13 protein-coding genes are annotated in these 13,407 nt (G+C 46.0%); 2 read left to right on the top strand and 11 right to left on the bottom strand.

What is annotated here, in order from left to right; genetic code table 11:
- Positions 1-2: 2 nt before the first annotated feature.
- The 9 genes from ICN14_RS05445 to ICN14_RS05405 are packed head-to-tail and all read right to left on the bottom strand — an operon-like array spanning position 3 to position 9,998.
- Positions 3-737, bottom strand: a complete 735-nt coding sequence (locus tag ICN14_RS05445) for a 1-acyl-sn-glycerol-3-phosphate acyltransferase (protein ID WP_216225509.1) — start codon at positions 735-737, stop codon at positions 3-5.
- Positions 738-744: 7 nt separating this feature from the next.
- Positions 745-1,317, bottom strand: coding sequence for a D-glycero-beta-D-manno-heptose 1,7-bisphosphate 7-phosphatase (gene gmhB, locus ICN14_RS05440; protein WP_216178545.1), 573 nt, complete (start codon positions 1,315-1,317; stop codon positions 745-747).
- Positions 1,314-3,452 (bottom strand): glycine--tRNA ligase subunit beta, encoded by a 2,139-nt coding sequence (gene glyS / locus ICN14_RS05435; protein WP_216225507.1) that lies wholly within the window; start codon positions 3,450-3,452, stop codon positions 1,314-1,316. Before glyS ends, gmhB begins: the two co-directional genes overlap by 4 nt.
- 16 nt (positions 3,453-3,468) lie before the next feature.
- Positions 3,469-4,353: a glycine--tRNA ligase subunit alpha gene (glyQ, locus tag ICN14_RS05430; RefSeq protein ID WP_015422011.1), complete on the bottom strand. Its 885-nt coding sequence runs from the start codon at positions 4,351-4,353 to the stop codon at positions 3,469-3,471.
- Between the two features lie 60 nt (positions 4,354-4,413).
- Entirely contained in the window at positions 4,414-5,937 is a 1,524-nt protein-coding gene (lnt, locus tag ICN14_RS05425) for an apolipoprotein N-acyltransferase (protein ID WP_216863232.1), read from the bottom strand.
- Between the two features lie 8 nt (positions 5,938-5,945).
- A complete protein-coding gene (locus tag ICN14_RS05420; RefSeq protein WP_216225504.1) occupies positions 5,946-6,785 on the bottom strand; it encodes an HlyC/CorC family transporter in 840 nt (279 codons plus the stop codon).
- A 56-nt stretch (positions 6,786-6,841) separates the two neighbouring features.
- Positions 6,842-7,318, bottom strand: a complete 477-nt coding sequence (ybeY, locus tag ICN14_RS05415; protein WP_216225503.1) for an rRNA maturation RNase YbeY — start codon at positions 7,316-7,318, stop codon at positions 6,842-6,844.
- Position 7,319: 1 nt separating this feature from the next.
- Complete coding sequence (gene miaB / locus ICN14_RS05410; protein WP_216225501.1) at positions 7,320-8,678, bottom strand: tRNA (N6-isopentenyl adenosine(37)-C2)-methylthiotransferase MiaB; 1,359 nt, start codon at positions 8,676-8,678, stop codon at positions 7,320-7,322.
- Between the two features lie 57 nt (positions 8,679-8,735).
- Entirely contained in the window at positions 8,736-9,998 is a 1,263-nt protein-coding gene (locus ICN14_RS05405; protein WP_216225498.1) for a putative Na+/H+ antiporter, read from the bottom strand.
- A gap of 81 nt (positions 9,999-10,079) precedes the next feature.
- Between ICN14_RS05405 and ICN14_RS05400 the strand changes: the two genes are divergently transcribed.
- Complete coding sequence (locus ICN14_RS05400; RefSeq protein ID WP_216225496.1) at positions 10,080-10,490, top strand: rhodanese-like domain-containing protein; 411 nt, start codon at positions 10,080-10,082, stop codon at positions 10,488-10,490.
- A gap of 90 nt (positions 10,491-10,580) precedes the next feature.
- The gene (htpG, locus tag ICN14_RS05395) at positions 10,581-12,482 is read left to right on the top strand and encodes a molecular chaperone HtpG (RefSeq protein WP_216225494.1); all 1,902 of its coding nucleotides are present in this window, start codon (positions 10,581-10,583) and stop codon (positions 12,480-12,482) included.
- A gap of 99 nt (positions 12,483-12,581) precedes the next feature.
- Here the strand turns inward: htpG and ICN14_RS05390 are convergent, their stop codons facing one another.
- Together ICN14_RS05390 and ICN14_RS05385 are read right to left on the bottom strand one after the other, a co-directional pair.
- Positions 12,582-12,869, bottom strand: a complete 288-nt coding sequence (locus ICN14_RS05390; protein ID WP_215333930.1) for a glycine zipper domain-containing protein — start codon at positions 12,867-12,869, stop codon at positions 12,582-12,584.
- A 50-nt stretch (positions 12,870-12,919) separates the two neighbouring features.
- Entirely contained in the window at positions 12,920-13,282 is a 363-nt protein-coding gene (locus ICN14_RS05385; protein ID WP_216225492.1) for a Rap1a/Tai family immunity protein, read from the bottom strand.
- Positions 13,283-13,407 lie beyond the last annotated feature (125 nt).

Below are 13,407 nucleotides of genomic sequence, written 5' to 3'. Positions count from 1 at the left end.
TTTTACTCGTAAGCAGTAGGATCAATCACTCGCATTTCAGCTTCAATCCACTTTTCCACTTCTTGATGTAGTTGCCCACCAGTTTTTCCGGCAGAAGTAATGGCAGGGCCGATTGAGAAGATGACCGTTCCAGGTTGCTTTAGAAAGCTATTCTTAGGCCAGCAACGACCCGCGTTGTGGGCAATTGGGATAACCAGCGCTTCAGTTGCGCTCGCAAGCCTTGCGCCACCTTTGCTGTAAGGCTGATGTGACCCAGTAGGAGTTCTAGTGCCCTCCGGAAACAATAAAATCCATTTGCCTTCACTTAAGCGCTTTTTGCCTTGTCCGACCACTGAGAGGGCGGCAGTTTCTTTGCTATTACGATTGATATGAATCATCTTAAGTAAAGCTAAAGCCCAGCCAAAGAAAGGAATCCAAAGCAGTTCTCTTTTGAAAACGAAGCAGACTTGTTTAGGAAGCTTGGCGATATAAAAAATGGTTTCGTAAGCAGATTGATGCTTGCTAAGAACAACAACGGGCTTATCCAATACCGCCATCATGTTTTCCATTCCGCGAATTTCGTATCGAATGCCGCAGAGGGGTTGCAAAATCCAGATCACGACCTTATTCCAGAGTCCGATAAAGCGATAGCGATTCTCGGGATTGAGGAAAGGGAATACTAGTATGCAAAGCACCGACCAGATTGGGGTGAATATCAGCAAGAAGAGGGTAAACAGCGCTGAGCGAATAAAAGTCATATTTGCATTAAACCTTATCTTGTAAGAGTGCATTCGCAAACGCCATCAAATCAGCATGAATTTGAGTGCCTTCCGGTAGTCCGCCTTTATCTAAAGTTTTGCTACCCTTGCCAGTCAATACTAAATGCGGGCTGGCGCCAAGAGCAATACCTGCTTGCAGATCACGCAAGGAGTCGCCCACAATCGGCACTCCTAATAAAGGCGTAGCGCTCTGATTCTTTTTATAGCGTAGCGCAATCTCCTTCATCATCCCTGGCAATGGCTTACGGCAATCGCATGCATTGGCATCGGTATGTGGGCAGAAGAAAATACTGTCAATATGACCACCCAGAGGCTTGAGCAGTTTATCCATCTTGCCATGCATGGCATGGAGGTCATTGATATTGAAATAACCACGCGCCAAACCGGACTGGTTGGTTGCTACGGCGATTTGATAACCCGCTTGATTGAGTAGTGCAATTGCTTCAAGGCTGCCGGGTAGTGGAATCCACTCATCACTCGACTTCACATAATCATCTCGATCTTCATTGATCACGCCATCGCGATCAAGAATGATTAGTTTAGAAGAGCTGATGCTCATGCTAATTTGCCGAGGTCGGCAATGAGATTCATTTTCTGGTGAAGTTGTTGCAGGAGAGCCAGGCGGTTATCGCGCAACTCTGGATTTGGATCCATCACCATCACATCGGCAAAGAACTGATCAATTGGTGCGCTGAGAGCAACGAGTGCTTTTAATAGATCCACGAACTGACGTTTTTCGTAAGCCGCTGTCAGTGTTGGAGTCAGTTTCTCTAGCGCCTGATGTAATGCGATTTCAGCAGGAAGCTGCAAGAGTGTGCTTGAGCAATTAGCCGGAATAGCAGTAGCATTCTTTTTCAAGATATTGCTGATACGTTTGTTAGCGGCAGCCAGCTGGGCCGCTTCGGCTAGGGCATTAAATTCACGCAACGCAGTGAGGCGATCAATTAAATCATTGAGCTGGGCTGGTGACTGACTTAATACTGCATCAATCTCTTCGGTAGTGAACGGCTTACCTGCAACTGCTTGGTCGCGTAAGTAAGCGCGAAGACGATCAATGATGAAGGCGTAAATATCTTCAGTCTTGGCTTTTTCCTGGACGTCTTTTTGCGGAAATTGTTTGCGTGCCAGTTCAATTAAGTCAGGCAGATTTAGGCTAAGGTTCTTTTCAAGCAGGAGACGGCAGATTCCGAGAGCATGACGACGAAGGGCATAGGGGTCTTTATCACCTGTAGGCGCAAGACCAACACCCCAAATACCAACGAGAGTTTCTAGCTTATCCGCAATTGCTAGGATGGTGCCAGTTTGGCTCTGTGGCAAAGCATCACCAGCAAAGCGCGGCATGTAATGTTCGCTGCAAGCAGATGCTACTTCCGCATTTTCACCATCGTGGGTTGCATAGTAGCGACCCATGATGCCTTGGAGCTCTGGGAACTCGCCAACCATATCAGTTAGCAAATCGGTTTTAGCAATCTCAGCGGCACGACTGGCTAGCGCCTCATCAGCCGATAAGGCTTTGGCAATACCCACTGCAATCCCTTGAACACGCTTAGTGCGGTCTAGTTGATTACCAAGCTGATTGTGATAGACCACTTTTCCAAGATCAGCTACGCGGGATGCCAGCGGACGTTTTTGATCTTGTTGAAAAAAGAAGCGTGCATCGGATAGACGTGGGCGTACTACGCGCTCGTTACCGGAAATAATCGCTTCTGGTTTATCAGTCTCGATGTTGGAAACAATGAGGAAACGATTGCGTAACTTACCTTGCTTGTCAGTCAAAGCAAAGTATTTTTGATTGGTCTGCATTGTCAGAATCAAGCATTCTTGTGGAACTTCCAAGAACTCTTGATCAAAATGACATTCATAGATTGCTGGCCACTCAACTAAAGCGGTCACTTCATCTAGCAAGCTATCTGGCATCAATACCAAATCAGTGCCAGCAGCTTTTAATAATGCAGCCTCAATAAATTCACGACGCTTGTTAAAGCTTGGCAATACTTTTGCTTTAGTGGTGAGGTCGGATTCATATTGATCTGCAGAGGCAATCGTAATAACGCCAGGAGCCAGAAAGCGATGACCTTCTGTTTGATTTTCTGCGTCAATGCCCAGTGCACTGATATGCAATGTTTGCTTGCCATGCAGAGCGATGATGCGGTGTGCGGGACGTGCAAACTCAACATCCGCCAATTCACCATTTTTCTGTAGCACTTGGTAGTGCATCATTTTGGCAATAGGTAATTTGTTCAGCGTCTGCTCGAGGGCTTGCTGTGCAGTTTGCTCTAATGCTGCGCCTTTGGCGATGACATTAAGATACAGCGCTTCATTTTTTCCTTCACCAGCTTTTTCTAAGGTGGAGAAGTCGATATCAGCGTAACCCAAGGAAGCCAATTTCTTTTGTAGTGGCGCAGTCGGCTTGCCATCAGCATCAAAAGCAATGCTGGTCGGTAGTAATTTTTCACGTACTGGATAGTCTGGTGCTTGGCTCAAGACATTGGTTACCTGAACAGCAAGGCGACGCGGTGTAGCAAAGCTTGCAGCAACAGAGTTTTCGCTCAAGAGGCCAGCGGCCTTGAGTGTGGAAAAAATACCTTCACTAAAAGCGTCACCTAAGCGACGCAAAGATTTCGGTGGAAGCTCTTCAGTAAATACTTCAATCAGAAGATTGTCTGACTGAGAAAGGGAATTCGGTGTACTCATAATTGGATCGAGCTACTTAGGCTTTAGATTGACGTTGGCACATCGGGAATCCCAACTTCTCACGAGACTCAAAGTAAGCCTGTGCTACTGCGCGAGATAGATTGCGGATGCGTCCAATATAGGCCGCACGCTCAGTAACTGAGATGGCGCCACGGGCATCTAGTAAGTTAAAGGTATGCCCAGCCTTGAGTACCATTTCATAAGCAGGTAAAGCTAATGGCACTTCCATCAAGCGCTTGGCTTCACTTTCATAATTGGTGAAGTTTGCAAACAATAAGTCGGTATTGGAGTGCTCAAAGTTGTAGCAAGACTGCTCGACTTCATTCTGGTGATACACGTCACCATACGAGATGCCATCTGCCCAAACGAGGTCGTATACGTTAGAGCAATTTTGGATATACATCGCCAAGCGCTCAATACCGTAAGTGATCTCTCCCAAAACAGGTTTGCAGTCAATACCGCCAACTTGCTGGAAATAGGTGAACTGCGTCACTTCCATGCCGTTAAGCCAGACTTCCCAGCCCAAGCCCCATGCGCCCAAGGTTGGGTTTTCCCAGTCGTCCTCTACAAAACGCACATCGTTCTTTTGAAGATCGAGACCTAAAGCAGCAAGTGAGCCTAAGTAAAGCTCAAGAATGTTTTCTGGCGCAGGCTTCAGTACCACCTGGTATTGGTAGTAATGCTGTAAGCGGTTCGGATTTTCTCCATAGCGACCATCTTTTGGTCTACGCGAAGGTTGGACGTAAGCGGCTTTCCATGGTTCCGGGCCAATGGCCCTCAAGAAAGTGGCTGTATGAGATGTACCGGCACCGACCTCAAGGTCAATAGGTTGCAATAGGGCGCAACCTTGTTGGTCCCAGTAATCTTGGAGTTTGAGAATGATTTGCTGAAAAGTAAGCATGATTTACCTGGCTAAGCCTTTGATTTTACATGGCTAAGCTAGCGAACCATGAAATAGCGATTAGATTCGTTTTTGGCGAATAAGACCCAAGATAAGCAAGAGGCAAGAAAGGCTCAAAATGGGCGCATTTCCCCAAATCACATAAGGGGTTGCGCCTGAGTAGGCTTGAATCTTGAGGCTGAGTACGCCTTGGGTAAATTCACTTAACTGAGACAACACTTTGCCGTCTGGCCCAAGCGCTGCCGTAATACCTGTATTTGTGGCGCGTAGAGCTGGCAGTCCAGTCTCAAGGGAGCGCAGCTGCGATAGACGTAATTGTTGCGCTGGCGCCTGGGAATCCCCAAACCAGGCCAGATTAGTCATATTGATCAACAGGTTGACGGGTTTACTGCTGTGATGAATTCGGGAGGCTAGCTCCCCGCCAAAGACGTCTTCATAGCAAATAGTGATTGCGGCCTGAATCGCATCTTTACCAGGGCGAACAATACTGAAAGGGGCTTGATCTAATTTGCCGCGGGCGAAGTCGCTCATAGGCACCTGGAAGGCGCTCACAAACCAATGAAATCCAGGTGGAATAAATTCTCCAAAGGGCACTAAGTGAGACTTGTCATATTGATAGCTTGGTGAATTGGGCGAAAGTCCAAGTGCACGGTTGGTGTATTGCACTTCGGTGGAGTCACGCGATTCACCAATGACACCTAGCAAGATGTTGCTCGAGGTATTCGTGGAAAACTGTTGGAGCGATCCCAGTAAGCCGGCAGGAAGATTGTTCTGGGGCCAGGGATAAGCAGTCTCTGGAGTGATGATGAGATCGGATGATTGACTCTCAATGGCATTGGTATAAAAACTAAATTGCTCTTCGATTGCCTTGGGATTGAATTTGAGGCTTTGCTCAAAATTTCCCTGAATTAAACGAACGCTTAGCGGTTCGCCAATCGGTTTTGTGAAAACCCAAAAGCTCGCAAGCTGCGTAAGGGCGACAGCGGAAATAATGCAGGTAGAGCTAAAGACAATATTTTTCCTTAGCTGCGTAGTCTCCCAAGAAATCCACACCACTAAAAAAGTGCAGGCTAGACCGCCGAAGAATGGTGCTACTGGTGCGAAGGGCCCATTGAATTGTGCTTCAGCAAATCCCATCCAAGGAAAGCCCGTTAGCACCACACTACGTAGGTATTCAATAAGCACCCAGGAGGCAGCTAGTACTAGACCTGTTAGATATCTTCGTCTAGGTAGGCAAAGGGACAGCGAGGCGCTAGAGAAAAATAAAGCCATGCCAGCAGCCAGTAAAAATACCGCTAAGCAAGAAACTACAGCATGCATTCCACCTATGTCATGCAGGCTAATGTAGATCCACCATAGACCTACAACAAAGTAACCTAGGCCAAATACCATTCCAGAAATAAATTGATTTTTAATCGAGAGAATGGATTGCTGACTCATTCGCCACCAAATCAAACTCAAGACCGGGATTTGTATCCAGCCACCATAGGGTAGTTCTGCAACAGCAGCTAGCAATGCGCCCAGAAAAAATAGCGCCAATAAATTGACGCCATTACTTGGTCTTGCCGATTGCTGATCAATCAAGGTAATTCTCAGGAAGATTTTTTCGGGAGTTGTCGTGCCAGCAGGATATGAATCTGTCTTGGATCAGCGCGCTGAATCTCAAATTCAATGCCGTCGATCTCGATCAGCTCACCCATCTTAGGTACTCGTCCAAGATGCTGAATGACTAAGCCCGCAACTGTTTCAATATCGTCATCATGAAATTGGGTGCCTAGCGTCTCATTAAATTGCTCGAGCTCAGTAATGCCTTTAACCCGAATATCACCATTGTCTAAAGAGATGAGGTTATCTGCCTCTTCATCAATATCATGCTCGTCTTCAATATCACCAACAATTTGTTCTAGCACGTCTTCAATCGTAATTACACCTGCAACGCCGCTGTATTCATCTACAACAATCGCTAAGTGATTGCGGTTATCTTTGAAGTCACGCAGCAAAACGCTTAAACGTTTAGATTCTGGAATAAATACTGCGGGGCGGAGCCAATCACGTACCTGAAAATCTTTTTCAGTCGAGTGGCGCAATAAATCTTTAGCTAGTAAGGTGCCAATGACGTTGTCACGGCCACCCTCAAATACAGGAAAGCGTGAGTGAGCAGCAGTAATCACACTTTTGATAATTTCTGACAGGGGTTGATTGATATCAATCCAGTCAATCTGGGCTCTAGGAATCAAAATATCACGAGCACACAATTGACCCACTTGGAACACGCCCTCAATCATGGAGAGGGCATCTGCATCAATTAAGCCTTCTGTCTGGGCTTCTCTGAGGGTATCAATCAGTTCTTGGCGACGCTCTGCTGGGCTAGTTGGCTGCGGCGTTAAAAATTCGGCCAAGCGCTCTAAAAGGGATTTATTGGGGTCAGGCATATAGCAAGAATATCGCAGAAATCAGTAAATTCAGTGAAGGAAGTCTTAAAGATGCTTTAAATAGGTGCGTAGGGATTGGTAAATCCTAAAGATTTAAGAAGAATGATTTCTTTGCTCTCCATCTTTTTTGCATCTTTATCGTTCTCATGGTCAAGCCCTTGGGCATGCAGGCAGCCATGAATAATCAGGTGAGCCAAATGAGCCTTAACAGCTTTGCTTTGGTCAGATGCTTCTTTTTGAACTACGGGAAGGCAAAAAATAATATCCGCAGCTATGGTCTTTTTGCTGAGCTCGTATGGAAAGGTGAGCACATTAGTCGCATAGTCTTTATTGCGAAAAGCAAAGTTTAGTTTTTTACCTTCGGCTGCATTAACAAAGCGCAGAGTGATGAGTCCATTCAATTGAACTGCTGATTTCACCCATTTTTTAATTGCCGCTAAAGACGTAATGGCAAGCACTTTATCTTCAATAGCGGCGCTAGCAAATTGAATATCAATCTCTAATTTAGAGGAAGAAGCTTGTTTGCCTGTCATCTTAATGGGCGGGAGTGAGGATGGCTTCACTAATCAGATCACCTCGAAGGGTGTAGTTCAGAACTTCGGTAATGCGGATATCTACCATTTGGCCGATGAGCGATTCAATATCTTGATCTGGCGCAGTAAAGTGAATCACGCGATTATTGGCAGCGCGACCTTGCAAGTTCACGCCATCCTTTGCTAGTCCTTCAACAAGCACCCGTTCAATATTGCCCAACATATTTTTGCTAATCTGATTTGCTTGTGATTCCACTAGAGCAAGCAGCGTTTGTAGACGCTTGAGTTTGACCTCATAAGGTGTGTCATCACTCAGATTGGCTGCGGGGGTGCCAGGACGCGCACTGAAGATAAAGCAAAAGCTGTTATCAAAATTGAGCTCTTCAACCATCTTGAGTAACTTTGCAAAGTCTTCATCGGTCTCGCCCGGAAAGCCCACAATAAAGTCACTGGAGAGAGTCAAGTCGGGCCTCACAGCGCGCATCTTACGAATAATGCTCTTGTATTCTAAGGCTGTGTAGCCCCGTTTCATTGCGGATAAAACAGAGTCAGATGCATGCTGCACTGGTAAGTGCAAATGGCTTACTAACTTAGGAACTTTTGCGTAGACATCAATTAGGCGCTGTGTAAATTCTTTTGGGTGGCTAGTAGTAAAGCGAATTCTCTCTACGCCCGGAATTTCGGCGATGTATTCAATGAGCAATGCAAAGTCTGCAATCTCTTCTGTATCACCCATCTTGCCAAGGTAGGCATTCACGTTTTGACCGAGTAAGACAATTTCTTTTACGCCTTGGGCTGCAAGACCAGCTACTTCAGTCAATACATCATCAAAGGGGCGCGATACTTCTTCGCCTCGAGTGTAAGGGACCACACAGTAGCTGCAATACTTTGAGCAGCCTTCCATAATGGAGACGTAAGCTGAGCCACGAGTTTGACGAGAGGCAGGAAGATGATCAAACTTTTCTATTTCAGGGAAAGAGATATCTACTTGAGGTCTGCCGGTCTCGCGACGTTGTGTAATGAGATCAGATAAGCGATGCAAAGTTTGCGGTCCGAAGACAACATCGACGTAGGGGGCTCTGCTGATAATTTGTTGGCCTTCTTGGCTAGCAACGCAGCCGCCAACACCAATCAATAAATTGGGCTTAGTTTTCTTGAGTTCGCGCAGACGTCCCAAGTCAGAAAATACTTTGTCTTCAGCTTTTTCGCGAATCGAGCAGGTGTTCAAGAGAACCACATCTGCATCTTCGGGAGTATCAGTCATGACCATGCCTTCATCGGCATGTAAGAGGTCGGCCATCTTGCCCGAGTCGTACTCGTTCATTTGACAGCCAAAGGTTTTTATATAGAGCTTTTTCATATGCCGTTCTCAGGTTTATAGCTGGGGGCGAAGCTCAGATTTTACGGGATAAGACGTTTAGAGCAGACGTAGAGCCAGAATCGCAACAATTGTTGGTGGAATGGCGGCTACAAACAGTAATCCTGCTGAAACCGCTGCATTAGGGAAGTAACTGCGCAAAATAGCGAGTCCAGCCGGGTTAGGGGCGTTGGCAATGACGGTTAAACCGCCACCTGCCACTGCACCGCCAACCAAGGCTAGCTTGAATTCTGGTGAAGTACCTTGTACCAGTGATCCCAAATACGTCAGCGCCGCATTGTCGGTAATCGCAGTTAAGGCCAGGCTGCCATAGAAAACCGCAGTAGGGCTCATAGTTTCCAGGATCGGTTGTAGCCACCATCCTTGCAGTGCGCCTAAGACAACCAATCCACCCAAGAAGAATCCCACCAGTAAGGCTTCACGCAAAATGAGCGGACTTTGATGTTTTGGATAGGCGGTCGTGTAGCCAATAAAAAATAGCAAGAGCCACATGAAGATCACTGGGTCATGCGCGAAGACCACAATGCCCAGCAAAAAGAGTAAATGAATCGCCGTAATAGTCAGTGGAATGCGAACGTGATCAGATTTGCTCGTGGGTTCAATGAGTTGCTTATGAAAGAGCAGTGTTGCAATCGTTGCATTGATAAATATAGCAATCGTTGCCTCGAGGCCAAAGTTAGCAAACATGAATGCACTATCCCAGCCCCATGTTGAGGCCACCATCAGCACCGGTGGCGCTGCGAAATTAGTCAGCGTGCCACCAATCGAGATATTAACGAACAACACACCTAGAGTGCCAAACAAAAGTGGGGTGGAACATTTATGGCGATAGACCAAGTCTCGCAATAAGAATGCTGCCAGCGTCATTGCCGCAGGCTCAGTAATGAGGGAGCCCAGCAAGGGAGTGATGCTGAGGGTAAGGAAATATAGGGTTGGAGCCTGCTTGGTGCGCAAGACCAATTGCAATGCCTGACCCAGCTTGTGAAGAATTTGGGTTGCGAAATGCAAAATAGGTTTGCTACCCGCAACGACCATGATGGCAAAAACAAATAGCGGCTCCGTGAAGTTCCGCTTGTTGGCGTACTCTTTTGCTGTGGCTAAATCATTTGCAAGCCACATAAAAATAATCAGAATAGCCGCCCAAAATCCAAAGACGATTTCTACTTCACCCAGTAGGTGCCATAGACCGGCATGCCTTGGAGATTTTTTGGCAAGCGTTTCAAAATACGCAGTGCAAAAAGTATGCAGCACTGCGATGGCAAAAATAATGCTTGCACCAAGCTCTGTAGGGGTAAAGTTCATGTAGACATATTAGCAGGGCAAGCCTGCCAGAATAGGCATAAATCTAATAGAGTAGAAGTGTTAGCAATTTAGGAGATTTTGATGAAATTGAAATTAGGCTATCAAGAATTAATTGCAAATGCGATGGCGCAAATTGAGACCGTTCCATTGGAGCAAGCGCAAAAACTCCTAGATGATCAAAATACGGTTTTCGTGGATATTCGGGATGTGAGGGAGTTGGAGCGTGATGGCATGATTCCAAATGCCATTCATGCGCCTCGTGGCATGCTGGAGTTTTGGGTTGATCCGGACAGCCCGTATTACAAGCCGGTTTTTGGAGAAGGTAAGCGCTTAGTGCTCTATTGCGCATCCGCGTGGCGCTCCGCTCTGGCAACAGAAGCCCTCCAAAAGATGGGGGTTCCCGAGGTTTGCCATCTAGAGGGTGGTTTTAGCGCTTGGAAAAAGGCTGAATTGCCTATGGCTGAGAAGCATTCAAAGCCACATCCAGGATAAATTTCAGGCTACATAGATCTTGAAATACATTAAATAGCCCCCAATTAGTGGGGGTTATGTTCATTGATTAAGAGGGAAGAGGGAATACGCATGACTGTAACCAGCAAAGAAACTTTAGGCTTTCAAGCCGAGGTAAAGCAACTTTTACAACTGATGATTCATTCCTTGTATTCCAACAAGGAAATCTTTCTCCGTGAGTTGATCTCTAATGCATCTGATGCTTCAGACAAGCTCCGCTTTGAGGGAATAGAGCATCCTGATTGGTATGGCGATGATCCTGAGCTCAAGATCAAAGTTAGCTTTGATAAAGCAGCTAAAACAGTCACCATTTCTGATAATGGAATTGGTATGAGCCGCGAAGAGGTGATTTCCAACTTGGGTACGATCGCTCGCTCTGGCACAAAAGAATTTTTCTCTAAGCTCTCAGGCGACCAGCAAAAAGATGCTGCTCTAATTGGGCAGTTTGGCGTGGGTTTCTATTCGGCCTTTATTGTGGCTGACCGCATTACTGTTGAGACTCGTCGAGCAGGCTTGCCAGCTGCTGATGGTGTTCGCTGGGAGTCTGATGGCTCGGGCGAATTTATGGTAGAAAGCATTGATCGCCCGCAGCGTGGGACATCTATCACGATGCATCTTCGTGAAGGTGAGGATGATTTCCTCTCCACTCATAAACTCAAGTCAATTATTCGCAAGTATTCCGATCATATCTCTTTGCCTATTCAGATGAATAAAGAAGAGTGGGATGCGGATAAAAAAGAGCAAGTCATCAAGGATGGGCTCGAGAGCATTAATCAGTCCAGCGCTTTATGGGCCCGCTCAAAGTCTGAAATCACCGAAGAGCAGTACGATGATTTTTATAAACACTTGTCACATGATTATGAAAACCCCTTGTGCTATTCGCTAAATCGAGTTGAAGGGCGTAGTGAATTTACGCAACTGTTATATGTGCCGGCACGTGCCCCATTTGATTTATGGGATCGCAATAAACGCGGTGGCATCAAGTTATATGTGAAGCGGGTATTCATCATGGATGATGCTGAGCAATTAATGCCGATGTATCTGCGTTTTGTTACCGGCGTGATTGATTCGACAGACTTGCCTTTAAATGTCTCTCGTGAAATTTTGCAGGAATCGCGGGATGTCAAAATCATTCGCGAAAGTTCTACTAAACGTGTATTAAGCATGTTGGAAGATTTGGCTAATAGTGATGATGAGGCTAAGAAAGAAAAATACCGCACTTTCTGGACTCAGTTTGGACAAGTGCTTAAAGAGGGCATTGGTGAGGATCAGGCAAATCAAGAGCGCATCTTAAAACTCTTACGTTTTGCAAGTACGCAAACCGACTTTGCGGATCAAACTATCTCCTTGACTGAATATGTTTCTCGTATGAAAGAAGGTCAGGACAAGATTTACTACGTCACTGGTGATACTTTTAATGCTGCTAAAAATAGCCCCCATTTAGAAATCTTCCGCAAGAAGGGTGTTGAAGTCTTATTACTGTCCGATCGAGTGGATGAGTGGATGCTTTCTTTCTTCACCGAGTTTGATGGCAAGCAAATGACCTCGGTGGCAAAGGGCGGGCTGGATCTTGGCAACCTCAGCGATGAGAAAGAAAAGAAAGAGCACGAAGAAACTGAGAAGAATTTCAAGGGCTTACTCGATCGTATGAAAGCGGCGCTGGAAGACAAGGTTAAGGATGTGCGTGTAACTTTTCGTCTGACGGATTCTCCAGCATGTTTAGTTTCCGATGAGAATGAACTCTCCGGAAATTTATTGCGCATGCTGAAAGCTGCGGGCCAACAGGCGCCGGATACCAAGCCTATCCTGGAGATCAATCCAGAGCATCCCTTACTACAGAAGTTGAAATCAGATGATCAGCATTTTGATGAGTGGGCCCAGGTTTTATTTGATCAAGCTCTCCTGGCTGAGGGCGGTCAGTTGAATGATCCAGCGGCTTATGTGAAACGCATTAATCAGCTTTTGCTTTCTTAATTCTCAAGAGCCTAAAGAAAAACCCGACTTGCATTACGCAAGTCGGGTTTTTTATTTTGCTACTGCTAGAGTTAATCTAGTCTTTAGAGCTGCCTAGAATTACTGAGGAGCTTTAGCAGGCTGATTATTTTTTCCAGCGTTGTAACCAGAGTTGTACTCAGAAGCCTGTTCTTTTTTGTAGGCATCGTATACATAACCAGATGCTGCACCAACTGCTGCGCCACCAACTGCACCCCAGATTGGGTTGCCATGGAAAATAGCTGTGCCAACTGCACCGGCTGCTGCACCGATACCGGCGCCAGATAAAGTGCGTTGCTCCGTATTACTCATGTTTGAGCAACCTGCGATTGCTAGAGTTGCAGCAGTAATAGCGATAATTTTTTTCATATCAACTGTTCCTTGTGTCTTTAAATATTGATTAAGCTAAATGTTTTGAATTATTTTCTGGCGCAAGGAAAGCGTGCTGCCAAGAAGCCCAAGAAAACACCTGCCGCTGGTTTATCAGCAGTTTGCTGATTGGATTGACCAAACTTTACAAAGTCGCCAATAACTTCATCACGTGACGGAGCTGGTTGTTTAACGCAAATATAGGGCTTAGCGCGCTGTGGATGACGTGTAGCTAAATAGGTGTCGTAAATGGCCGTTGTGTAGCCTACACAAAAGCTGCGGGATTCCGGGCTAGCTGGCAATTTACAAACGTTCACGAGCTCTTGTGTGCTCAATACTTGAACTTTTTCTTGAGCCTGTACTAAGCCAGAAAATGCGCCTAAAGCGGCCAATAGAACTAAAACTTTTTTCATGGGTTCTCCCTTGGGTGTATGTAATTTTGATAATAAACCATATTTAGGGCATTAAATTGCACTAAATGAGTGCATTGATCCCCAAATTCGGTCCTTATATTCCCCATAATGCTGCAAAAACATAA

It is taken from the genome of Polynucleobacter sp. MG-27-Goln-C1, assembly GCF_018881905.1.
In the GTDB taxonomy this organism is placed as follows: domain Bacteria; phylum Pseudomonadota; class Gammaproteobacteria; order Burkholderiales; family Burkholderiaceae; genus Polynucleobacter.
The sequence above is the reverse complement of the archived record's forward strand: the minus strand, read 5'-3'. Positions and strand labels throughout refer to the sequence as shown.

Coding starts and splice junctions, on each gene's coding strand:
- ICN14_RS05445 (WP_216225509.1), bottom strand. CDS start 737: ATGACTTTTATTCGCTCAGCGCTGTTTACCCTCTTCTTGCTGATATTC.
- gmhB (WP_216178545.1), bottom strand. CDS start 1,317: ATGAGCATCAGCTCTTCTAAACTAATCATTCTTGATCGCGATGGCGTG.
- glyS (WP_216225507.1), bottom strand. CDS start 3,452: ATGAGTACACCGAATTCCCTTTCTCAGTCAGACAATCTTCTGATTGAA.
- glyQ (WP_015422011.1), bottom strand. CDS start 4,353: ATGCTTACTTTTCAGCAAATCATTCTCAAACTCCAAGATTACTGGGAC.
- ICN14_RS05420 (WP_216225504.1), bottom strand. CDS start 6,785: ATGCCTGACCCCAATAAATCCCTTTTAGAGCGCTTGGCCGAATTTTTA.
- ybeY (WP_216225503.1), bottom strand. CDS start 7,318: ATGACAGGCAAACAAGCTTCTTCCTCTAAATTAGAGATTGATATTCAA.
- miaB (WP_216225501.1), bottom strand. CDS start 8,678: ATGAAAAAGCTCTATATAAAAACCTTTGGCTGTCAAATGAACGAGTAC.
- ICN14_RS05405 (WP_216225498.1), bottom strand. CDS start 9,998: ATGAACTTTACCCCTACAGAGCTTGGTGCAAGCATTATTTTTGCCATC.
- ICN14_RS05400 (WP_216225496.1), top strand. CDS start 10,080: ATGAAATTGAAATTAGGCTATCAAGAATTAATTGCAAATGCGATGGCG.
- htpG (WP_216225494.1), top strand. CDS start 10,581: ATGACTGTAACCAGCAAAGAAACTTTAGGCTTTCAAGCCGAGGTAAAG.
- ICN14_RS05390 (WP_215333930.1), bottom strand. CDS start 12,869: ATGAAAAAAATTATCGCTATTACTGCTGCAACTCTAGCAATCGCAGGT.
- ICN14_RS05385 (WP_216225492.1), bottom strand. CDS start 13,282: ATGAAAAAAGTTTTAGTTCTATTGGCCGCTTTAGGCGCATTTTCTGGC.